Raw genomic sequence first — 20,569 nt, forward strand, 5'->3', positions numbered from 1 at the left:
AAAATGAGCGAAAGCTTTGCGGAACTCTTTGAAGAAAGCCTAAAAACCCTGAACCTTCAGGCAGGCTCCATCATCACCGGTGTTATCGTTGATATCGATTACCAAGCTCGCTGGGTAACCGTTCACGCTGGTCTGAAGTCTGAAGCTCTGATCCCGCTGGAACAGTTCTACAACGATGCTGGTGATCTGACAATCAATGTCGGTGACGAAGTTCACGTTGCTCTGGACTCGGTTGAAGACGGTTTCGGTGAAACCAAGCTGTCCCGTGAAAAAGCCAAGCGCGCTGAATGCTGGATTGTTCTCGAAGCAGCCTTCGCAGCTGAAGAAGTGGTCAAGGGCGTTATCAACGGTAAGGTTAAAGGCGGCTTCACTGTCGACGTTAACGGCATCCGTGCGTTCCTGCCAGGTTCTTTGGTCGACGTTCGTCCAGTGCGCGACACCACGCACCTGGAAGGCAAAGAACTCGAATTCAAGGTCATCAAGCTCGACCAGAAGCGCAACAACGTTGTCGTTTCCCGTCGCAGCGTCCTGGAAGCAGAGAACTCCGCCGAGCGTGAAGCTCTGCTGGAATCCCTGCAGGAAGGCCAACAAGTCAAAGGTATCGTCAAAAACCTCACCGACTACGGCGCATTCGTCGACCTGGGTGGCGTGGATGGCCTGCTGCACATTACCGACATGGCTTGGAAGCGTATCAAGCATCCTTCCGAAATCGTCAACGTTGGCGACGAGATCGATGTCAAGGTTCTGAAATACGATCGCGAGCGCAACCGTGTTTCCCTGGGCCTGAAGCAACTGGGCGAAGATCCATGGGTTGCTATCAAAGCCCGTTACCCAGAAGGCACTCGCGTAACCGCGCGTGTTACCAACCTGACCGACTACGGCTGCTTCGCTGAGCTGGAAGAAGGCGTGGAAGGCCTGGTGCACGTTTCCGAAATGGACTGGACCAACAAGAACATCCACCCTTCGAAAGTCGTACAAGTCGGCGACGAAGTGGAAGTTATGGTTCTGGACATCGACGAAGAGCGTCGTCGTATCTCCCTGGGCATCAAGCAGTGCAAATCTAACCCATGGGAAGATTTCTCTGGCCAGTTCAACAAGGGCGATAAAATCTCCGGCACCATCAAGTCGATCACCGATTTCGGTATCTTCATTGGTCTGGACGGCGGCATCGACGGCCTGGTTCACCTGTCCGACATCTCCTGGAACGAAGTGGGCGAAGAAGCTGTTCGTCGTTTCAAGAAGGGCGACGAGCTGGACACCGTTATCCTGTCGGTTGACCCAGAGCGCGAGCGTATCTCCCTGGGTATCAAGCAACTGGAAAGCGACCCGTTCTCTGAATACGTTCAGGACAACGACAAAGGCGCAATCGTTAAAGGCATCGTGAAGGAAGTTGACGCTAAAGGCGCCATCATCACTCTGGCCGACGATATCGAAGCGACTCTGAAAGCCTCCGAAATCAGCCGTGACCGCGTTGAAGACGCGCGTAACGTTCTGAAAGAAGGCCAGGAAGTAGAAGCCAAGATCATCAGCGTTGACCGCAAGAGCCGTGTAATCCAGCTCTCCATCAAGTCGAAAGACGATGCTGAAGAGAAAGAAGCCATCCAGAGCTTGAAAGACAAGCCTTCGGATAGCATCGCTGCTGGTCCTACCACTCTGGGCGACCTGTTGCGTGCACAAATGGAAAAACAGAACTAAGTTCTGTCAGACCATAAAAAAGGGCGACTTCGGTCGCCCTTTTTTGTGCCTGAAATTCGTTGAATCAACAACCTAGAACCAAGGCATACAGCTCAGTGTCAGAACTCACTATAGTCTTAAGAAAAATGCGGTTCTTGTGTTGTTGTTTCAGTAAGGATTTGAATGAACAGGCTTATCGTAATACTTGCAATGATAGTGCTCGCCGGTTGCTCCTCCACCAGCGCTAAAACCCACGCCAAGCGCGGCGTCAGCGGCATTGAGATCGATTGCTCGGGCCTTGGCAATCGCTGGGAGAAGTGCGAGAGGCGCGCTGCCCGTGAGTGCAAGATGCAGGGCTATAAGGTGATCACCAGGTCCAGCGACGCCAAGGACGAAGAGGGTGACTATCTGTTCGGTTGGAACCCTGCCGGCGCTGTAACCCGCACTATGCTGGTCATCTGTAATTGAGGTCGGAATACGCCTATAGCCGGTTGCCACCTATCCTGCGGATAAGTTGTTCGGTGGGCTGTTCAAATTCATCAAGTCATGCTAAAACCTTCGAAGCGCTTTTCCTAGCTGCTTGAAAAAGAAGGGAAAAATATGACGAAGTCGGAGTTGATCGAACGAATTGTCACCCATCAAGGGCTGCTCTCATCCAAGGATGTCGAGCTGGCTATCAAGACCATGCTTGAGCAAATGTCCCAGTGCCTGGCGACCGGGGATCGGATTGAGATCCGTGGGTTTGGCAGTTTCTCTCTGCACTATCGTGCGCCCCGTGTAGGCCGTAATCCTAAAACCGGCCAGTCCGTCAGCCTGGACGGTAAGTTCGTTCCCCACTTCAAACCGGGCAAGGAATTGCGCGACCGGGTGAACGAAGAAGAGGAAGAGGGCGTCTGAGTTTTTTTGGGGTAGGAGAAGGTTATGCGCGGAGTTAAACGCGTTGTTGTGGTGCTGACGGTGCTGGTGGTTTCGCTAGTGGTGTTGGCGTTTGTGCTGGAGAATCAGCAGGGCGTGTCTCTCTCATTCCTAGGGATGGCGACTGGGCCGCTGCCGGTGTCGGTATTTGTGATCGTGGCGTTGATTCTCGGTATGCTGATAGGGCCGTTGTTAGGTGTGCTGGTGCGCACTAGGCGTCATGGGTCGGTCCCAGCAGGGCGCGCCTAAGGGACTCTCTCTCTTTAAACCGCGTGAGCGCACGTTTAGCAGCCGTTCGTCAGAAAACTGCCTTGATATGGCGCATCGGTTTTGCCTTTGTCCTGTAATGATGCGGTCATCCTCGAGTAGTTCCCATCCCCGGATTCATTGAGTCTAACTCGACAATTCGGAATTTCCTTTGCGCTTTCAGATTTTTCAGACATGGCCTCTGGCGGGTTAACGTGCCTGTTTGGGAAAAATCTGACGGCTCTGTCAAGACTTGTAATATGTCAGAGAGATGGCAAAATGAAATCTGTTCTCGATAACGGGCATTTTGTGTGCTCAAAATTTGGCAGAGACGCTGGGTTTTGGCGGTCATATAACTAAAATAAAAAACACATGAAATAGTCTGCATAACGAGCCCGCAGTTTCTCTTTGAAGGCAGGTTTTTGTTGTGAGTAGTAATTTTCGTACCCCCCCAACTCCCCCTGCGGATGAAATTGACCTATACGCCCTTTTCCTGTCTGTATGGCGGCAGAAGTTTATAGTCTGCACAGTAGCGTTGATCGTGACATTGCTTTCGGGTGTCTATGCCTTCACGATCACTCCTGAATATAAGGTATCTAGTATCCTGCGCCCTGCTGCCATTAATGAACTTGATGCTTTAAATCGATCAAAAATTTATGAACTTTCGCCAAAAGACGCTCTGACTAAAGTTGGTGCTGCTCTGGAATCTTATGACACCCGGCTCAGCTTCTTTCGTGCCAATCAAAACATATTTCAATCATTCGAAAAACCAGGGCGGACGTTGGAGCAAAGCTTTGAAGAGTTTAATCGAAATTCATTCGTAATTGTTTTTCCGGATTCAAATAAGAAAGATATTATAAGTTCTTATATAAAAGTTGAAATGAGTTACCCCGAGGGGGTTGATGGGGTGGCTATTCTCAATGGCTTTGTTAATTATGCTATATCAAGTGCGCGTGGTCAGGTAGCCGCAGATCTAGGTGTGATTGTAAGGAACCGTCTAGGCGAATTGGATGGAAGATTGGCTGCCGCACGATCCAGTTATGCCGGGAGAAAGGAGGCAGAAATTGCTTCGCTATCGGAGTCGGACTTCCTGAAAAAAGCTCAGCTTCAAGATGAGCTGAAGGCGCTTAGGGCTGAACTCAAGACCCGTCGGAATGATCGCATAGAACAGCTTGCTGAGGCGATTGGTATCGCCAAGTCTTTGAACATCCTAAGGCCTACGACACCTTCCTCTATGGAGGAGTCTCGGCGTAATACGGCATCGAGTGTCATGCGAACAGAAATTAATAGTCAGCAAACCCCGCTATACTTTATGGGGGTTGAGGCTCTGGAGGCAGAACGGCAAGTGCTGTTGCGACGCAAGTCCGATGACTTCAGCGAAGGGCGTGTTGCTCAGATTGCCAGAGAGCTTCAATTGCTTCAGTTCAATCGCCAAATTGAAATGCTAAACAGCCGTCAGAATGAAGATCTTTTTCTCGATGGTGTTGAGCCACTTAGAGCAGAAGCTGCGCGACTGCGGAATCTGAATGTCAACATGGACTTTTTGAAATTGGTGGTTTTAGATAAAGAGGCGTTGGAGCCTTTAGGTCCAGTTTCTCCAAATAAAACCATCATCGTTGCTTCAGGACTTCTTCTCGGAGTGATCCTTGGAGTAATCGCTGCTTTTATTTACACTCTAATTTCGAGGCGTCTTGTCGAAAAAGAATTACAAATTTCGCCTGGCGCAGCAGTTGCTGTTCCGCGGGCGTTCAGCCAAAACTACGAAAAGGTACAATGATGAGCTTGGTAAAGGACTTCAAGGGTATTGTGGCTGGGATTGCCTCCTGATCGTTTTGGTCAAGAGCAGATCCAGTGGTCAGTGTTAGCGATTCCGAAAGTCAGCCAGTTTTACATTCATCTCCGGTTGGGCGAAGGGTGGGGCGTTCCCCCACCCTAAGTAGAGCTTGCAGCAGCTGTCGTTTGATGATCGGGACTCAAGCAAATGCTTTGTCCACGGCTTTGAATAGCCGAAGTCATCGTATGGACTAGGTGACTACCTTTAGCTAGTTAAGCGATGATGCCCTTCACAGAGGTCGATACAAACTGAGCGGAACCTCTCTGCTGGAAGGGCTGGCTCCCCAGCACCAAGAGCTGCGGTACTCGCCACGTGTCCTCAGCGACGCGACTACTGGTAAATCGACAGAGGGCAGCGGCAAGGAATTGTTTTGAGCCGACCCACTCATCGCTGCAAAAGAACATTGGTTTTTTGGCATGTGGGGTTTTTCGTGGTCTAATAATAAATATTTCCCTACGATCTGGCATCGTGCTGGCGAATTGACATGAAAGCTGCTTTGAGAGGGATCTAAATGAGTTTGGTAGACTTGGTCGACTTACAAGTTCTAGGCGATGAGCGTGGGCAGCTGGTAGTTTTAGAAGCGCAAAAAAATGTGCCGTTTGACATTAAACGCGTTTATTTTCTGATGGGAACACGCCCAGGGGTATCTCGCGGTTTTCACGCTCATCGAGAGTTACAGCAAGCAGCAATCTGTGTTTCGGGTCAGTGTCGTATGTTGATGAATAATGGCATAACCAGCGAGCAAGTTCTATTGAATAGCTCAAGTAAGGCAATATTTATCGATAAAATGATATGGCATGAAATGCATGATTTTTCATCAGATTGCGTTCTTTTAGTCCTGGCCAGTGATTATTATAATGAGCAGGACTATATTCGAGATTATTCAGAGTTTATAGGTCTTGTAAGTTATGCCGAAAATACATGAGCTTGCAGATGTAAAAAGTAGTGATATAGGCGTGGGTACACGTGTTTGGCAGTTTTGTGTTGTGCTTGAGGGCGCGAAGATTGGTAAAGGTTGCAACCTTTGCGCGCATACGCTAGTTGAAGGAGATGTAGTCATTGGTGATAACGTGACTCTGAAGTCTGGTGTCTTTTTGTGGGATGGCACTCGCATTGAAGATAATGTGTTTATCGGACCTAACGCAACTTTTACTAATGATTCGATGCCTCGTTCGAAAGTTTACCCGGAGAAATTTGTAGGTATTACGGTGAAGGTTGGTGCAAGCATCGGTGCTAATGCAACTATCTTGCCTGGCGTTACTATTGGGCGTTCCGCTATGGTCGGTGCAGGCGCCGTTGTGACGAAAGACGTGCCTGATTTCTCCGTGGTAGTCGGTAATCCAGCTAAAATAATTCGGTATCTAACGGTATGATCAAGTTTCTAGATCTGAAAACAATTAATCACGATATGCGGAGTGAGTTACTGGAGGCATGCGCCCGCGTAATTGACTCTGGCTGGTATATCGGTGGGGTTGAGTTGCAACGCTTTGAGCAAGAGTTCGCGGAATATTGCGGCGTTAAATTTTGTGTTGGAGTAGCTAACGGTTTAGACGCATTAAGCCTGACGTTACGGGCCTGGAAAGAACTGGGTCGCCTTAGGGATGGTGATGAAGTAATTGTTCCGGCAAACACTTACATAGCAAGTGTTCTCGCTATTACTGAAAACGGTCTCGTCCCAGTTTTGGTTGAACCAGACCCTGCGACATACAATTTAAATGTAAGCAATATTGAGAGCGCGATTACCCTGAGAACAAAGGTTTTGCTACCTGTACATCTTTATGGGTTACTTACGGATATGCCAGCTTTGCTTACGGTCGCAAAGAAACATGGGTTATTGGTGCTTGAGGATTCCGCGCAATCTCACGGGGCAACTCACCAGGGGAAGAAGGCGGGGGCTTGGGGGGATGCTTCAGGTTTTAGTTTTTACCCAGGAAAAAACTTAGGAGCCCTTGGAGATGCAGGGGCCATTACAACGAACGATGAAGAACTGGTTCAAGTGTTGCGTGCTCTTCGTAATTACGGATCTCATGAAAAATATCAGAATATATATCGAGGGGTAAATAGTCGTTTAGATGAACTACAGGCAGCGGTGCTGTCTGTGAAGCTAAAATATCTGGATGCGCAGACAGCACGGAGACGTGAGATTGTAGACGTATATTTACAAGGTATCAAAAACCCAAACCTAATTTTACCATTGCCAGTAGATAAATGCGTGCAGGAATTTGCAGAGCACGTCTGGCATTTATTCGTCATTCGAACCGCCCATCGCGATGAACTACAAAAACATCTTCAAGATAACGGAGTTCAAACACTCATTCATTACCCAGTACCGATTCATAAGCAAAAAGCATATACCCATATGTCAGGATTATCATTGCCCATTACAGAGTTGATCCATGATGAAGTTTTGAGCCTTCCACTTGGCCCTACTTTAACCTTGGAAGAGGCGTGGAAAGTTGTGTCGGCCTGTAACAGCTTTCGGGTCGGCAGCATCTAATGACATTAATACGCACAGGCTTGTTGAATAGCATTGCCGTTGCTATAAAAATGCTGACACTTTTGGGGGTCAACAAGGTTCTTGCTATCTATGTTGGCCCAGGTGGATATGCAGCGCTTGGGCAATTTCAGAACGCTATCCAAATGATCACGACATTTGCAAGTGGTGCAGTTAATACTGGCGTCACAAAATATACTGCGGAGTATGTCGGGGATCACATATCGCAGCGCAAAGTATGGGGGACCGCAGGGACAATAGCGCTAATAGGGTCTTTGCTGAGCGCGTTTATCATAATTTTTTGTAACAAAACACTGTCGAGTTGGTTTTTGAGCAGCGAGGGGTATGGCGGAGTATTCATATGCTTTGCGGTCTCGCTTGTGTTTTTTTCGTTTAACGCACTATTGTTGGCTGTCCTAAATGGGCGGAAAGAAATAGCAACCTATGTGCTCGCTAATATAGCTGGAAGTATTTTTTCACTTGTAATCACCGCATTCATGGCTATGAACTTTGGCCTATATGGAGCTTTGATTGCCCTTGCAGTTTATCAATCTTTTGCTTTCGTTGTTACGCTGGCGCTGTGCTATAGAGCTCCTTGGTTTAGAGTTTCATATTTCTTCTCCGGTATTGACGCTGCCGTTGCCCTAAACTTGAGTAAATATGCGTTGATGGCGTTTACGTCGGCGGCCTGTGTTCCCGTAAGCCATATACTGGTTCGTGATTACCTTGGCGAAACGTTTGGTTTGCAGGCGGCTGGTTATTGGGAGGCAATGTGGCGTTTAAGTGCTGCGTACTTAATGCTCGTGACAACCACATTGAGTGTGTATTACCTGCCCCGGTTGTCTGAGCTTAAAGGCGCAAATGAAATCAGGAGTGAAATAGTACAAGGGTATCGAGTCATTTTGCCAATTGCTATTGTTAGTGCATTGATTATTTACCTGATGAGAGACTTTATCATTGTTACATTGTTCACCGGGGATTTTTCACCTATGCGTGAACTGTTTGCCTGGCAAATGCTTGGCGATACCTTGAAGATAGGGGGGTGGGTTTTGGCTTATCTTATGTTGGGTAAAGCCATGATGAAACTATTTATTTGCTCGGAAGTGATTTTTGCAGCTGGTTTTGTAGCATTTACATGGGGCTTTACCAAGATATATGGATTTCAAGGGGTCGCAATAGCACATGCTGTGAACTACTTTCTTTATTGGCTGGTTATGGCTTTTTTTATATGGCGTAAATTAGTTGATCGACAGGGTTTTACGGAAAATAAAAATTAGCTACTAGTCTAGTTCAAACTATTTTAAAAAGCGTCGGAGTAAAGCGTTGTGGTGAAGACGACAGTATTGATTTTAACTCAGGGGCGTTTTGGTGGGACGGATTTTCTTCTTGCGCGCCTCAGTAGTTGGTTGAAATTAAACCATTGCTACGTTGATATCATCACACCGGCTGAAAGGCCGGGTCTGAAGGAATACGATATTGTATTTCTTCCAACCTCCGAGGTCAGCCGGCTTTGGCTTTTTTCAGTATCATCTGTAAAGTTTAAGCATGTCTGCATATGGTGTATGGGGTATGCAGCATTTCGCGGCGCATACGTGTCCATTGCTGATGAGGAGTACTCCCAGCACATTACCTCCAACAACCTCAAAGCCAAAGTCATAAGGGCGCTGAAGGCAAGATCCCAGCGCGGGTTAGCTACGTTTCTTAATAGCAAATCTATAGCTTTTACTGACGAGGTTGGGGCGTTTGCTGATATTGGCGGCTTGAGTTTTGATCAGAAGTTAGAAGATTTGATTTGCCCGATTGTCATAGATAAAAGTCCTTCTGAATATTTTGAATATAGCGCTCCAACGAATATTCTTCGGCTAGGGTGGGTTGGTCGTGTTGATATGGATTTCAAATTCTATGCTTTGGAGCGAGTCATACTTGATATTCGTGCGCTTCAAGAAGAGATATTAAAGCGCTACGGAAAAATTGTTTTTTATATCGTCGGAAATGGTGATGCTATTGAGGCTTTGAAGGAGCTCGTTTCTACTGATTTAAGTATTGAATATCACCTTATTCCCTTCATTGATAAAGCAAAGCTCAGTGGATTTATTAGAGAAAATATCGACTTGATGTTTGCGATGGGAACGTCGTCATTAGAATCGGCCAAAAATAAAATTCCCACTATAGTAGTTCCTCCTAGAGCTCGCAGAGATGATTTAGAGATGCCTGCATATAGGTGGGTTTCAGAGTCTAAAGGTTACTCTCTGGGAGAACTTAGTTACGCAGGCATCAGGCCGGTACAACCATCAAGTCAGATGAATATTTTACTCGATAAATTTATTAACAGCGCCAGTGAGCTTTCAGATGCTGCCTACGAATATTCGAAGTTTTTTGATGCTGAACTAGTATTTGAAAAACTAGATATCGTGGCGAGAAAAAGTCTGCCCTCGTATATGTTATATGTAAAGTCTTTTGAGCTTTTTATGCTTAAAAAAATCAAGGCGGCCACCAAGATTATTTTGAGGCGGGCTTAATGATTATTGTCAAGCGGAATGAACTCGAATTTGGTTTTCTTTTGCTGTTCAATTTTGTACTGACTGTCTTGGTGGCTCTGTCGATAAGTGAGGAGACTGGTGGTGTCGAGGCTTTCCTATTTAATATATTTTTGGTTTCTACTACTGCTCTTTTGGTTTTTTTCTGTTTTCAGGGGGCTTACAAGAACCCTTTAAATATTACATCGCTGGTATCGATTTCGATATTTTTTTTCATGTGGGCACGTCCGTTTTTGACATTAATTTTTGATAAAGACATTGTTGAAGCGGGAATAGTGCTGGGCGAAAGCTCAGTTCGAAAATCTGTCGTTATCCTGGCGATGGGATGTATATTTATATTTTCAGGCCACTTCTTTAGCTCAAGGCTTACTTCAAGGCTATCCAGGGCATTGGTAGAATTTCCGGTGTTTACTTTGTCTCGCCTCACAAGTGGTTTTATAATTTTTCTTGCGTCGTGCAGTGGTATGTACTTTTTGGGCAAGTCTTATGTTTTAGCTAGCAAGTATATGGTCGGCGATTATTTCGCAGCATTGGAAAATCCTGAGTTTCATGCGCACATATTAACATTTTTTATTGCGAAAAATATTTTGTTGTTGTGGGGTATTTTTGGAAAAAACTCTAATCGACTTTTAATTATTTCGTTCATATGGGTATTTTTTGCAGTAGGCTTTTTAATGATCGGCCTTCGCGGCTATTTTTTTGTCTATTTATTTTTGTTTGTTTTTGTATACGGGTTGGAGCGGCGGATCAATTACATATTTCTAGTGGCGTTAGGGCTGGGCTCATTGATTTTTGCAAATATATTGCTCGAGTATAGATTGGGTTTTGAGGTCGCTACTGGAGTGGTAGATAAGATATCTCAAACATTGCATGGGCAAGGTGCTTCTTTCGAGGTTTTATATGGCGCTGTTAATTTTGGTAACGCGGTGCGTGAATGTTTGAACTCGACGAATGAAGCTTTTGGTATCTGTGTTGATCAGGCTCGTCATATAAACTTTGTCAGTGGTGGTTTTTCTACAAGTTTCTTTGCTGAAGCCTACTATCAGGGATGGGTTTTTTATATATTTTGGTGTCTTCTTTTTGGATGTTTGGTGCGTACGTTAGATGGAGCGGTTGCTTTTTATAAAGACAATAGATCTGCCTGTGGGAACCATGGCGGCGTTATTTTTTTGATTCTCTCGGTCTTACCAAATCTCGTGTATTTTTCGCGCTCAAGCATGTATGAGTTTTTATTTAAGTTCTTGCAAGTTTCAATGGTGCTGATGGTCATGGCTATAGTAATGACTTATATAAAAAGATATCGTAGGGTTTTCAAATGAATATGCATGTTAGCGTTATGCTCCAAGGCGGATTGGGAAATCAACTGTTTCAGCTGGCGTGGGCCAGGTACATCGAGTCTGTGTCTAGTTCTAAGGTTGCGTGTAATAGTAAGAGACTGCTCAGTAAGGGGATTCATGGAGGTATCCGTCTGTCGGATCTGATTGATTATGATCATGATCAGTCATCGGAAAGTTGTATTTTTTTTGAGGATAATATTTTTGCAAAGGTTATTCGACTCATAATTAGAAAGTTGAATATTAGACGATTAGGTAATCATCTTTTTTATGATTACGATGCGGATACCAACTTTGATCAAGCCTGCCAGGCGATAAATTCGAAATTTCATTTTGGTTACTTTCAGTATGTCCAAAGCGCTCTTTATTTCAGGGATGAGCTGAAGTCGCTGATTCTTCAGAAAAATTCTGTATTGTTGGCAAAGGGCAGAGAGCTCTACTCCGGCAGCGTTGGTGTTCATGTTCGTCGAGGCGATTTTTTACTATCAACAGATCCTCGTCATAAAGTCATGGGCGAGGATTATTATTTAAAAGCAATCAAGAGTTTCAAAGGTCGTCGTTTCGTGATATTCACGGATGATAGGGAGTGGTGTAAAGAGGTCTTCAAGGGACAAGATTTTGAAATCTGTGGGCTTCTTGGAAATGAAGTGAAGCCTGCGATCGCGGATTTTTTGAGCTTGATTTGTTGTAAAGATTATATAGTAGGCACTAGCACGTTCGCTTGGTGGGCTGCATTTTTAAGTCTCAGCAACAACCCGGTTGTTTACTTGCCTCGCGTGAATCTCCCATTCCAGAGCGAAATGAGTAATCAGCTGATTGGCTGGAGTTATATTTTGAGTGAGTAACGCCCGTAAGGTATGCTTTACTGAGTGATTGCCAAGTCATGAGAGTCAGAACTCTGGCTTGAAAATCGCCGGTATACTCGCATAATGGGTAACTCGTAGTCTCTGCCTCAATTTTGTACGTTCAAAAAAATGTGCTGATGAGTGACAATGGGCATTTGCCCTATTGCTTCCCAACTCGCCATGCCGTTCGGGTTCGTATGTGGTGTCATTACGCCTTCTGGTAGGCAATCAAAGGACGATATCAATGTTTGTTCCAATTATTATGGCAGGTGGTTCGGGGACTCGCTTGTGGCCATTGTCTCGTCAGCTTCACCCAAAACAGTTTCTTCCGCTGGTAGACACCCAATTTTCGATGCTGCAAGCCACAATTCATCGCTTGGAAGGTTTGACTCATGCCTCACCGCAGTTGATTTGCAATGAGGAGCATCGGTTTTTAGCTGCGGAGCAGTTACGCCAGCTTGGTCTTGAAGATATCAATATTCTGTTGGAACCAATGGGCCGTAATACGGCTCCCGCCATTGCCTTGGCGGCTCTTCAAGCGACCGCCGGAGGCGATGACCCTCTGTTGTTGGTGTTGGCTGCGGATCATCTGATTCAGGATACCGAAGCCTTCCAAGACGCAATACGTATTGCGGCGGAACTTGCAGGGGCGGGTAAACTCGTTTCCTTTGGTATCACGCCCACAAGGCCAGAAACAGGTTACGGTTATCTGCGGCAGGGTGCTTCAGTCGGAAAAGGAGGGTTTGAAGTTACACGCTTTGTTGAGAAGCCAGATACCGAGACTGCGCAGCTTTACCTTGCTGGCGGCGATTATTTCTGGAATAGCGGAATGTTCATGTTTAGGGCAAGTCGTTACTTGGAGGAGCTACAGACCTTTGAGCCCGAAATTGTCTCCTGTTGTCGCGAGGCGTTGGCCAAAGGGCAACAGGACATGCATTTCACTCGGGTCGACCGGGATGCATTTTTGCGGTGCCCTGATAACTCGATCGACTACGCTGTGATGGAGAAAACCCTTCAAGCTGTCATGGTGCCACTTGATGCCAATTGGAGTGATATTGGTTCGTGGACCGCGTTGTGGGAGGCGGGTAGCCGTTCCGAAGATGGAAACTTGCTAGAAGGTGATGTGATTTCGATAGATACGTCAAATAGTTACGTCTATTCAGAGAGTCGTCTGGTTTCTACGGTTGGCGTCAATGATCTGATTGTCGTTGAAACCAAGGACGCTGTACTTGTAGCTCACAAGGATCATGTTCAGGACGTAAAAAGAGTAGTTGAGAAGCTGAAGGCAGATGCAAGGAGAGAGCATATATCACATCGTGAGGTTTACAGGCCTTGGGGTATGTACGATGCTATTGATAGTGGGCAGCGCTACCAAGTTAAAAGAATTACAGTGAAGCCAGGACATAAGCTGTCTGTACAAATGCACCACCATCGCGCTGAACATTGGATTGTCGTTAGTGGCACTGCAAAAGTTACTAACGGGGAAAAAACCTATCTTGTCACTGAAAACCAATCTACCTATATCCCAATAGGCGGGGTCCACGCGCTCGAAAATCCAGGTGTAATACCGCTAGAGCTTATTGAAGTGCAGTCAGGCTCTTACCTGGGGGAGGATGACATTATCCGATTTTCAGATAATTATGGGCGTAGCTGAAATGGTTGAGGTAGAGGATGCTCAGACGCCGTTTTTCAGTGTACTCATGTGTTGTAATCGTGATGATGGTTATCTTAATCAGGCCATTGAAAGTGTTCTAGCACAAAATTTCAGTTCGTTTGAGTTTATAATCGTTTTGAATCGTTGTACTGATGAGTTATATGATTCGGTAGCCGCAATAAAAGACCCGAGAATTGTGTTGTTTCGAACAGAAATAGGCCAGTTATCCTTCAATCTTAACTTTGGCGTCAACAGTGCGATTGGAACTTATATCGTCAGATTTGACAGTGATGACATTTGTCATGTTGATAGGCTTGCGGAATCTTACAAGATTATTCAAAAAGACTTGGATACGGACATCGTTGCTGGATCTTGTCGGGTCATTGATGCTTTGGGTAATGTGGTCGGTGTTCGAGTTCTAAGGGAGGAGGATTGGCGTTCTAAAATCACGTACTCGAACCCTTTTATCCATCCAGCAATGGTAATTAGGAGAGATCTGATCCTATCTGCAAGAGGATATCTGGGTGGTTTTCAGAGCGAGGACTATGATCTTTGGATCAGGTTGGCCAAGCGTGCAGATGTAAAGTGTGTATTTACATCGTTTCCAATGATTGATTACAGAATTTCAGATTTCCAATCAAAAGGAAGCCGTCAAGCCTATGCGGAGGTTGCTTCATATTTTTTTAGAGAATTCCTGATTGAGCCTGGTTTTAAAAAGCTCGTGAGTGTGTTTTTTTCCGTGTTTAAAGTTTTTTTTAAGTCAAAAAAATAGTTTTTGGTGTGAGGTGAAATTTTGAAAACGGTTTTGGTTACTGGAGGGGCAGGTTATATCGGTTCTCATGCACTTGTGGAATGTCTTCAGGCGGGCTATAGAGTGGTGGTCCTAGATGACCTCAGTAATAGCTCCAGCGAAGTACTGGTTCGAATTAAAAATATCACCGGTGTTAGTCCTGTATTTTTTAATGGAAGTGTTTGTGATGCTCAATTGCTCACAATAATATTTAACACCTATTTAATTGATTTTGTAATTCATTTTGCAGGCGTCAAAGCGGTCGGTGAAAGTGTTGAAAAGCCTTTAAAGTACTATAATAATAATGTGCTCGGGTCCATTGTTCTATTTCAGATTATGGCCAGAATGAGTGTTTATAAGTTGGTGTTCAGCTCTTCTGCTACAGTGTATGGTAATTCTCTTGAGATGCCGCTTCGCGAAGATTCACGTACTGCGTCCCCCACCAACCCGTATGGGCATTCCAAATTGATGGTTGAGCAAATTTTGTTTGATTTAGCTCATTCTGATTCCCGATGGTCTATTGCTGTTTTGCGTTACTTTAATCCCGTTGGTGCTCATACAAGTGGCCTGATAGGGGAGCATCCCAAGGGGGCCCCTAACAATTTGTTTCCTTACATTAGCCAGGTGGCTGTGGGGCTAAGGCCCTCTGTGAGTGTGTTTGGCAATGATTATCCTACTTCTGATGGCACTGGTATTAGGGACTACATCCATGTAGTGGACTTAGCCAAGGGGCACTTGGCTGCATTGAGCTATCTTGATTCACACAACGGTTGCTTTTTATGGAACTTGGGTACAGGGAGAGGTTATTCGGTTCTTGAAGTAATCAAGGCTTTTTCCACGGTTAGCCAAGTGAACATACCGTTTGAGTACCTCGGACGTAGGCCTGGTGATTTGTCCGCTTGTTGGTCTGATCCCTCTAAAGCAAAGAGGGACCTGGGTTGGGCCGCAACTCTGGATTTGAAGGCGATGGTTGAAGATTCCTGGCGTTGGCAATCCCGAAATCCTCATGGTTATGATGTGGAGGAAGAAGGGTGAGAATCTTATATGTGATTACCCGTTCCGACGTTATCGGAGGGGCGAGCGTTCATCTTCTTGATCTCGCCAGCGGAGTCCAAGAGGCAGGGCATGAAGTGATTATAGTTGTAGGCGGCGAGGGTGTCTTTATCGAGCGCGCTAAAGATCGGGGGCTTGCATGTGTTTCCGCGAATCATTTGGTCCGTCCCTTGAGCGTTATCAACGATTTTCGCTGCTATTTGGAACTAAAGCGCATCGTGTCGGCCTGGAAACCGGATTTGATTCACGCGCACTCATCGAAAGCCGGAATAATAGGGCGATTGGTTGCAAAAAAGTTGTCCGTTCCATGTTTATTCACCGCGCATGGTTGGGCTTTTACCGAAGGCGTATCAGCGTCTCGGCGGTTTTTATACCGCTGGATTGAACGCGCTGTCGCCAATCTTGCGAATAAAATTATTACTGTCTCTGATTATGATCGCTTGTTGGCGCTGAGGTCGGGCGTGGGAAGTGCGGATCTCATTGTCACCATTCATAATGGAATGCCTTCCGTAGAGGACAGTTCTGCTACAAAAGTCGCATCCGAAATAACTCGGCTTATAATGGTTGCAAGGTTCGATGCGCCCAAAGATCATGCTTTTCTGGTTCGTGCCCTGGCCTCATTGACTCGTAATGATTGGGCTATGGAGTTTGTCGGGGACGGGCCCACTATGCCAAAAGTAAAGCAGCTCGTTGCCGAACTCGACTTGGCAGATAAAATTTTCTTCCCGGGCGCTTGTTCTGATGTATCCGAACGGCTGTCCAGATCTGACGTCTTTTGCCTTATATCAAATTGGGAAGGACTACCGTTGACTGTACTGGAAGCTATGCGTTCTGGACTACCGGTCATCGCATCGGGGGTTGGCGGTGTTCCAGAGGCAGTAAAGCAGCAGGAGACAGGGATTTTGGTCGCTAAGCACGATCATGAGGGATTGGTATACGCGTTAGATGCGTTAATTGGCTCGCGGGAGTTGCGCTCAAAGATGGGAATTTTGGGTAAATCAAGGTTTTCTAGTGACTTCACTTTTGAGCTAATGTTGCAGCGAACAATTACCGTTTATTCAGAAGTGGTAAAGGTGTGATATGCGTGTTCTTGTAACGGGAGCTACCGGATTCGTCGGCCGTGCTTTGATTCATGCATGTACAGATTCTGATGACATTGATGTATTGGCGGCAGTGCGTCATGCTCAGGGGGCCACTGAGCGAAACGTTGACGTAGTAGTTGTTGGCGATATCTCCGGACAGGTTAATTGGGCACCTGCGCTTGAGGGGGTGGATGTGGTTGTCCATCTGGCTGGCCGTGCTCATGTCATGGGCGAGTTACCCGCAAACGCACTGGATAAGTTCAGAGCAGTCAATGTTGCAGGAACCAGCGCGATTGCTAGACAGGCACTTGAAGCGGGGGTGAAGCGCTTCATCCTTATTAGTTCAATTGGGGTCAATGGCGCGCGAACGATGAATACGCCTTTTGTCGAAAGTTCTATTCCCTTACCGCATGCAGACTATGCCGTTTCCAAGCTCGAGGCCGAGGAGGCATTACGTCAGGTTGCCGAAGGCTCGACAATGGAGTGGGTCATCGTTCGTCCGCCACTCGTCTACGGGGCTGAGGCTCCTGGGAACTTTGGGCGGCTGCTCAAATTGGTATCATCCGGTTTTCCTTTACCTTTTGCTTGGGTGGAAAACTCCAGAAGCATGATAGCGTTAGAAAATTTGGTGCATTTTTTGCGTCAATGCATCACTCATCCATCCGCCGCTAATCAGCTATTTCTGGTTTCTGACGGTATTTTTCTGTCTACTCCGGAGATAATTGTCCACCTAGCCCTCGGGATGGGAGTGAAAACCCGTTTGCTACCCTGTCCGCCAGCCCTGATGCGATGGGGGGCGAGTTTGATAGGCAGACAGGGTATGTATACACAGTTATGTGAGTCTCTCACGATTGACTCGAGCAAAGCCAGATCGCTCCTTGAATGGACACCACCGCTGTCTCCCGAGCTTGCATTGCAAAAATGTGGTCGCGAGTTCCTAACATTAAGATCATGATGCCAACTATTAATCCGTAGCCTCAAGGACGTGTCTTTTTTATGAGTATGTGGCTTTTATATCCTGCTATTGTCATTTTGTCCGCTTTGCTGACGGGGGGTATTCGTCGATACGCGATTAGTCGTAGCCTCATCGATGTGCCTAACGCGCGCAGTTCTCACTCGGTTCCTACGGCTAGAGGCGGCGGTGTTGCGATCGTCCTGATTTTTTTGCTGTTCTTACCATTCTTTGGTGTTACCGGGGAATCGGAATGGTCCTTGATTTGGTCGATAATCGGGGCTGGTACAGGCGTCGCTGTACTCGGTTTTCTTGACGATCATGGTCATATCGCTGCTCGGTGGCGCTTGCTCGGTCATTTTCTGTGCGCCGCCTGGGCATTGTGTTGGCTGGGGGGCCTCCCACCGATTGGGTACTGGGGAGGAGTTATTGATCTTCAGTGGTTCGGCGTAATTGTGGCTGCCTTCTATCTTGTATGGTTGTTGAATCTATATAACTTTATGGATGGTATAGACGGACTCGCGAGCGTTGAGGCTATCTGTACTTGTGTTGGGGTTTGCGTTATCTACTGGCTAACAGGCTTTCCCGGTTTAATTGGGCCACCCTTGCTCTTGGCAATGGCTGTCGCTGGATTCCTCATATGGAATTTCCCACCGGCGCGCATTTTTATGGGTGATGCGGGTAGTGGGTTTCTCGGTCTAATGATGGGGGTTCTCTCGCTTTATGCTGCTTGGAAAAGTCCGACTTTTCTTTGGGTATGGTTGGTTCTTTTAGGTGTTTTTATAGTCGATGCGACGTTCACTCTATGTTCTCGATTTTTGCAAGGGCGCCGGGTGTATGAGGCTCATCGAAGTCATGCTTATCAGCATGCGGCACGTAAACTTGGTAACCATCTTTCGGTGACAGGGGCTGTTGCTGCTATCAACACGCTTTGGTTGTTTCCGATAGCTATCTGCATTGCTGTTTTTGAACTAAATAGTCTTCTGGGCGTGATTATTGCTTATGTGCCTTTGGTCATCCTGGTCTATAAATGTCGTGCAGGTAAAGATGGTTAAGTTTTGTGGTCGAGATATATTACTTTAAAATAACCGTCATTAGGTCGGTTAAAATGCAATTAATGACCTGTGGCATTAGCGACAGGAGCTTCGTAAGGTGCTGTAAATTATGGACAAAATGAGAGCATTTTTGCTGAGTTTACCGCGTAGGCAAAAGCGCATCCTCCAAGTCGCTGCTGATATTTTGCTGGTTTGGTTCGCGCTATGGATGGCTTTTCTGGTGCGTTTGGGGTTGGACGAGCTGGTTAACCCGTTTACCACGCATTTTTGGTTGTTTCTGACCGCACCTATCGTGGCAATTCCGCTTTTTATACGCTTTGGAATGTACCGTGCAGTAATGCGCTATTTTGGCAATGATGCACTTATTGCGATTATTAAAGCTGTCAGTTTGTCGTCGTTAATTCTGGGGGTTGTTGTCTACTGGTATAGTAATCACCAAAATGTAGTTCCTCGTTCAATCATTTTTAACTATTGGTGGCTCAGTTTGATCCTGGTTGGTGGACTGCGACTGGCAATGCGTCAATACTTTCTTGGTGATTGGTTTGCTGCGGCACAACATGTACCCTTTACCAGCCGTGAGGATGGTTTGCCCAGGGTTGCTATATATGGTGCGGGCGCTGCGGGTAACCAATTAGTTGCAGCGTTGCGTATGGGACGTGTCATGCGTCCGGTTGCTTTCATTGACGACGACTCCAGTATTTCCGATCGAGTGATTTCTGGACTGCAGGTATATAAGCCAAAACATATTCAGCGCATGATTGATGTCACTGGCGCTCAAGAAATCTTGCTTGCAATTCCGTCTTCAAATCGCGCTCGCCGTCGAGAGATTCTGGGCTTTCTTGAAGGCTTTCCTTTGCATGTCCGCAGTGTTCCTGGATTTATGGATCTCGCGAGTGGGCGCGTAAAAGTAGATGACATTCAAGAGGTTGATATTGCGGATTTACTCGGACGAGATGCAGTGCCTGCTCAAAACGAGTTGTTGGAGCACTGTATAAAAGGGAAATCTGTTCTAGTCACTGGTGCAGGCGGTTCGATCGGCTCTGAACTCTGTCGGCAAATACTAAATTCAAATCCAACAACGTTATTGCTGTTCGAGCATAGCGAATTCAATCTTTATAGTATTTTATCAGAGTTAGAGTTGCGAATTGCTAGGGATTCTTTGCCCGTCAGGTTGCTTCCGATTTTGGGTTCAGTGCGTAATGAGAAAAAGCTAATCGACGTCATGAGGGCTTGGCGCGTTGATACAGTTTATCATGCTGCGGCGTACAAACATGTACCCATGGTTGAGCATAATATTGCAGAAGGCGTATTAAATAATGTAATGGGAACGCTTAACACCGCTCAAGCAGCGTTGCAGGTGGGAGTCGCGAACTTCGTCCTGATTTCTACTGACAAAGCTGTTCGACCAACTAATGTTATGGGCAGCACGAAACGATTAGCAGAGTTGACGCTGCAGGCTCTCAGTCAGGAGGTGGCTCCTGTTTTGTTCGGGGAAAAGTCTAATGTTTCGCGAGTTAACAAGACTCGCTTTACGATGGTTCGTTTTGGGAATGTTCTCGGTTCTTCAGGTTCGGTTATCCCATTATTTTATAAGCAAATTAAGTCGGGTGGCCCGCTCACTGTTACTCACCCTAAAATCACGCGCTATTTTATGACCATTCCTGAAGCAGCGCAGCTGGTGATTCAGGCTGGCTCCATGGGGCAAGGGGGCGACGTTTTTGTCTTGGATATGGGGGAACCGGTAAAAATTATCGAACTGGCGGAGAAAATGATTCACCTTTCTGGCTTGAGTGTTCGCTCAGAGAAAAACCCTCATGGAGATATTTCAGTTGAGTTTTCGGGTTTGCGGCCGGGTGAAAAACTCTACGAAGAACTGCTCATTGGTGACAATGTCGTCGCAACGCCACACCCGATGATTATGAGTGCCAACGAAGATTATCTATCCTGGGAGTCTCTCAAAATTAAACTCGCCGAGCTGCTTGTGGCAGTAGATAAAGACGATTACGCTCGTGTCCGCCAACTACTACGTGAAACAGTCAGTGGTTATAGTCCTGATGGGGAAATCGTTGATTGGATCTATCAGCAACGCCGCTTTGAGCCCTGA

General features: G+C 46.3%; 19 protein-coding genes. All 19 read left to right on the forward strand.

The genetic code is table 11. The features are described from left to right. Positions 1 to 3 precede the first annotated feature (3 nt). The 19 genes from rpsA to AC3WP7_RS20325 all read left to right on the forward strand — a co-directional run bounded on the left by rpsA (position 4) and on the right by AC3WP7_RS20325 (position 20,569). Positions 4 to 1,695 (forward strand): 30S ribosomal protein S1, encoded by a 1,692-nt coding sequence (rpsA, locus tag AC3WP7_RS20235; RefSeq protein WP_071489067.1) that lies wholly within the window; start codon positions 4 to 6, stop codon positions 1,693 to 1,695. A gap of 162 nt (positions 1,696 to 1,857) precedes the next feature. Further along, positions 1,858 to 2,142, forward strand: coding sequence for a hypothetical protein (locus tag AC3WP7_RS20240; protein ID WP_071489068.1), 285 nt, complete (start codon positions 1,858 to 1,860; stop codon positions 2,140 to 2,142). A 132-nt stretch (positions 2,143 to 2,274) separates the two neighbouring features. Further along, the gene (gene ihfB / locus AC3WP7_RS20245) at positions 2,275 to 2,571 is read left to right on the forward strand and encodes an integration host factor subunit beta (protein WP_003189779.1); all 297 of its coding nucleotides are present in this window, start codon (positions 2,275 to 2,277) and stop codon (positions 2,569 to 2,571) included. A 24-nt stretch (positions 2,572 to 2,595) separates the two neighbouring features. Further along, positions 2,596 to 2,838, forward strand: coding sequence for a lipopolysaccharide assembly protein LapA domain-containing protein (locus tag AC3WP7_RS20250; protein WP_093126506.1), 243 nt, complete (start codon positions 2,596 to 2,598; stop codon positions 2,836 to 2,838). 424 nt (positions 2,839 to 3,262) lie between these two features. Next, complete coding sequence (locus tag AC3WP7_RS20255) at positions 3,263 to 4,612, forward strand: Wzz/FepE/Etk N-terminal domain-containing protein (protein WP_102593033.1); 1,350 nt, start codon at positions 3,263 to 3,265, stop codon at positions 4,610 to 4,612. A gap of 568 nt (positions 4,613 to 5,180) precedes the next feature. Then, positions 5,181 to 5,594, forward strand: a complete 414-nt coding sequence (locus tag AC3WP7_RS20260; RefSeq protein WP_092247557.1) for a sugar 3,4-ketoisomerase — start codon at positions 5,181 to 5,183, stop codon at positions 5,592 to 5,594. Beyond that, positions 5,578 to 6,042, forward strand: a complete 465-nt coding sequence (locus tag AC3WP7_RS20265) for an acyltransferase (protein WP_092247560.1) — start codon at positions 5,578 to 5,580, stop codon at positions 6,040 to 6,042. Before AC3WP7_RS20260 ends, AC3WP7_RS20265 begins: the two co-directional genes overlap by 17 nt. Continuing rightward, on the forward strand, positions 6,039 to 7,166 hold the full coding sequence (locus tag AC3WP7_RS20270) for a DegT/DnrJ/EryC1/StrS family aminotransferase (protein WP_092247563.1): 1,128 nt from the start codon (positions 6,039 to 6,041) through the stop codon (positions 7,164 to 7,166). Before AC3WP7_RS20265 ends, AC3WP7_RS20270 begins: the two co-directional genes overlap by 4 nt. Then, positions 7,166 to 8,440 carry an O-antigen translocase gene (locus tag AC3WP7_RS20275; protein ID WP_092247566.1) on the forward strand — a complete coding sequence of 425 codons (1,275 nt, stop codon included), beginning with the start codon at positions 7,166 to 7,168 and terminating at the stop codon, positions 8,438 to 8,440. Before AC3WP7_RS20270 ends, AC3WP7_RS20275 begins: the two co-directional genes overlap by 1 nt. Positions 8,441 to 8,491: 51 nt before the next feature. Continuing rightward, the gene (locus AC3WP7_RS20280; protein WP_146012709.1) at positions 8,492 to 9,682 is read left to right on the forward strand and encodes a hypothetical protein; all 1,191 of its coding nucleotides are present in this window, start codon (positions 8,492 to 8,494) and stop codon (positions 9,680 to 9,682) included. Next, positions 9,682 to 11,019, forward strand: a complete 1,338-nt coding sequence (locus tag AC3WP7_RS20285) for a hypothetical protein (RefSeq protein ID WP_102593177.1) — start codon at positions 9,682 to 9,684, stop codon at positions 11,017 to 11,019. The genes AC3WP7_RS20280 and AC3WP7_RS20285 overlap by 1 nt, the downstream gene beginning before the upstream one ends. Then, entirely contained in the window at positions 11,016 to 11,879 is an 864-nt protein-coding gene (locus tag AC3WP7_RS20290) for an alpha-1,2-fucosyltransferase (RefSeq protein ID WP_093527378.1), read from the forward strand. Before AC3WP7_RS20285 ends, AC3WP7_RS20290 begins: the two co-directional genes overlap by 4 nt. A 244-nt stretch (positions 11,880 to 12,123) precedes the next feature. Next, positions 12,124 to 13,533: a mannose-1-phosphate guanylyltransferase/mannose-6-phosphate isomerase gene (locus tag AC3WP7_RS20295; RefSeq protein WP_092247578.1), complete on the forward strand. Its 1,410-nt coding sequence runs from the start codon at positions 12,124 to 12,126 to the stop codon at positions 13,531 to 13,533. After that, complete coding sequence (locus AC3WP7_RS20300) at positions 13,493 to 14,305, forward strand: glycosyltransferase (RefSeq protein ID WP_092247580.1); 813 nt, start codon at positions 13,493 to 13,495, stop codon at positions 14,303 to 14,305. The genes AC3WP7_RS20295 and AC3WP7_RS20300 overlap by 41 nt, the downstream gene beginning before the upstream one ends. 18 nt (positions 14,306 to 14,323) lie before the next feature. Next, the gene (gene galE / locus AC3WP7_RS20305) at positions 14,324 to 15,358 is read left to right on the forward strand and encodes a UDP-glucose 4-epimerase GalE (RefSeq protein WP_093527374.1); all 1,035 of its coding nucleotides are present in this window, start codon (positions 14,324 to 14,326) and stop codon (positions 15,356 to 15,358) included. A gap of 11 nt (positions 15,359 to 15,369) precedes the next feature. Next, complete coding sequence (locus tag AC3WP7_RS20310) at positions 15,370 to 16,455, forward strand: glycosyltransferase family 4 protein (protein ID WP_256579951.1); 1,086 nt, start codon at positions 15,370 to 15,372, stop codon at positions 16,453 to 16,455. Position 16,456: 1 nt separating this feature from the next. Next, the gene (locus tag AC3WP7_RS20315) at positions 16,457 to 17,413 is read left to right on the forward strand and encodes an NAD-dependent epimerase/dehydratase family protein (protein ID WP_102593175.1); all 957 of its coding nucleotides are present in this window, start codon (positions 16,457 to 16,459) and stop codon (positions 17,411 to 17,413) included. 41 nt (positions 17,414 to 17,454) lie between these two features. Then, positions 17,455 to 18,465: an MraY family glycosyltransferase gene (locus AC3WP7_RS20320; protein ID WP_092247592.1), complete on the forward strand. Its 1,011-nt coding sequence runs from the start codon at positions 17,455 to 17,457 to the stop codon at positions 18,463 to 18,465. 109 nt (positions 18,466 to 18,574) lie between these two features. Further along, positions 18,575 to 20,569 (forward strand): polysaccharide biosynthesis protein, encoded by a 1,995-nt coding sequence (locus AC3WP7_RS20325; RefSeq protein WP_092247595.1) that lies wholly within the window; start codon positions 18,575 to 18,577, stop codon positions 20,567 to 20,569.

Source organism: Pseudomonas sp. FW305-3-2-15-C-LB1 (genome assembly GCF_058787615.1).

Excerpts from the sequence above, each read along its gene's own strand:
- AC3WP7_RS20320 (WP_092247592.1), top strand. The coding sequence starts at position 17,455 with ATGAGTATGTGGCTTTTATATCCTGCTATTGTCATTTTGTCCGCTTTG.
- AC3WP7_RS20270 (WP_092247563.1), top strand. The coding sequence starts at position 6,039 with ATGATCAAGTTTCTAGATCTGAAAACAATTAATCACGATATGCGGAGT.
- AC3WP7_RS20260 (WP_092247557.1), top strand. The coding sequence starts at position 5,181 with ATGAGTTTGGTAGACTTGGTCGACTTACAAGTTCTAGGCGATGAGCGT.
- ihfB (WP_003189779.1), top strand. The coding sequence starts at position 2,275 with ATGACGAAGTCGGAGTTGATCGAACGAATTGTCACCCATCAAGGGCTG.
- rpsA (WP_071489067.1), top strand. The coding sequence starts at position 4 with ATGAGCGAAAGCTTTGCGGAACTCTTTGAAGAAAGCCTAAAAACCCTG.
- AC3WP7_RS20325 (WP_092247595.1), top strand. The coding sequence starts at position 18,575 with ATGGACAAAATGAGAGCATTTTTGCTGAGTTTACCGCGTAGGCAAAAG.
- AC3WP7_RS20250 (WP_093126506.1), top strand. The coding sequence starts at position 2,596 with ATGCGCGGAGTTAAACGCGTTGTTGTGGTGCTGACGGTGCTGGTGGTT.
- AC3WP7_RS20240 (WP_071489068.1), top strand. The coding sequence starts at position 1,858 with ATGAACAGGCTTATCGTAATACTTGCAATGATAGTGCTCGCCGGTTGC.
- AC3WP7_RS20265 (WP_092247560.1), top strand. The coding sequence starts at position 5,578 with ATGCCGAAAATACATGAGCTTGCAGATGTAAAAAGTAGTGATATAGGC.
- AC3WP7_RS20285 (WP_102593177.1), top strand. The coding sequence starts at position 9,682 with ATGATTATTGTCAAGCGGAATGAACTCGAATTTGGTTTTCTTTTGCTG.
- AC3WP7_RS20295 (WP_092247578.1), top strand. The coding sequence starts at position 12,124 with ATGTTTGTTCCAATTATTATGGCAGGTGGTTCGGGGACTCGCTTGTGG.
- AC3WP7_RS20290 (WP_093527378.1), top strand. The coding sequence starts at position 11,016 with ATGAATATGCATGTTAGCGTTATGCTCCAAGGCGGATTGGGAAATCAA.
- AC3WP7_RS20315 (WP_102593175.1), top strand. The coding sequence starts at position 16,457 with ATGCGTGTTCTTGTAACGGGAGCTACCGGATTCGTCGGCCGTGCTTTG.
- AC3WP7_RS20300 (WP_092247580.1), top strand. The coding sequence starts at position 13,493 with ATGACATTATCCGATTTTCAGATAATTATGGGCGTAGCTGAAATGGTT.
- AC3WP7_RS20275 (WP_092247566.1), top strand. The coding sequence starts at position 7,166 with ATGACATTAATACGCACAGGCTTGTTGAATAGCATTGCCGTTGCTATA.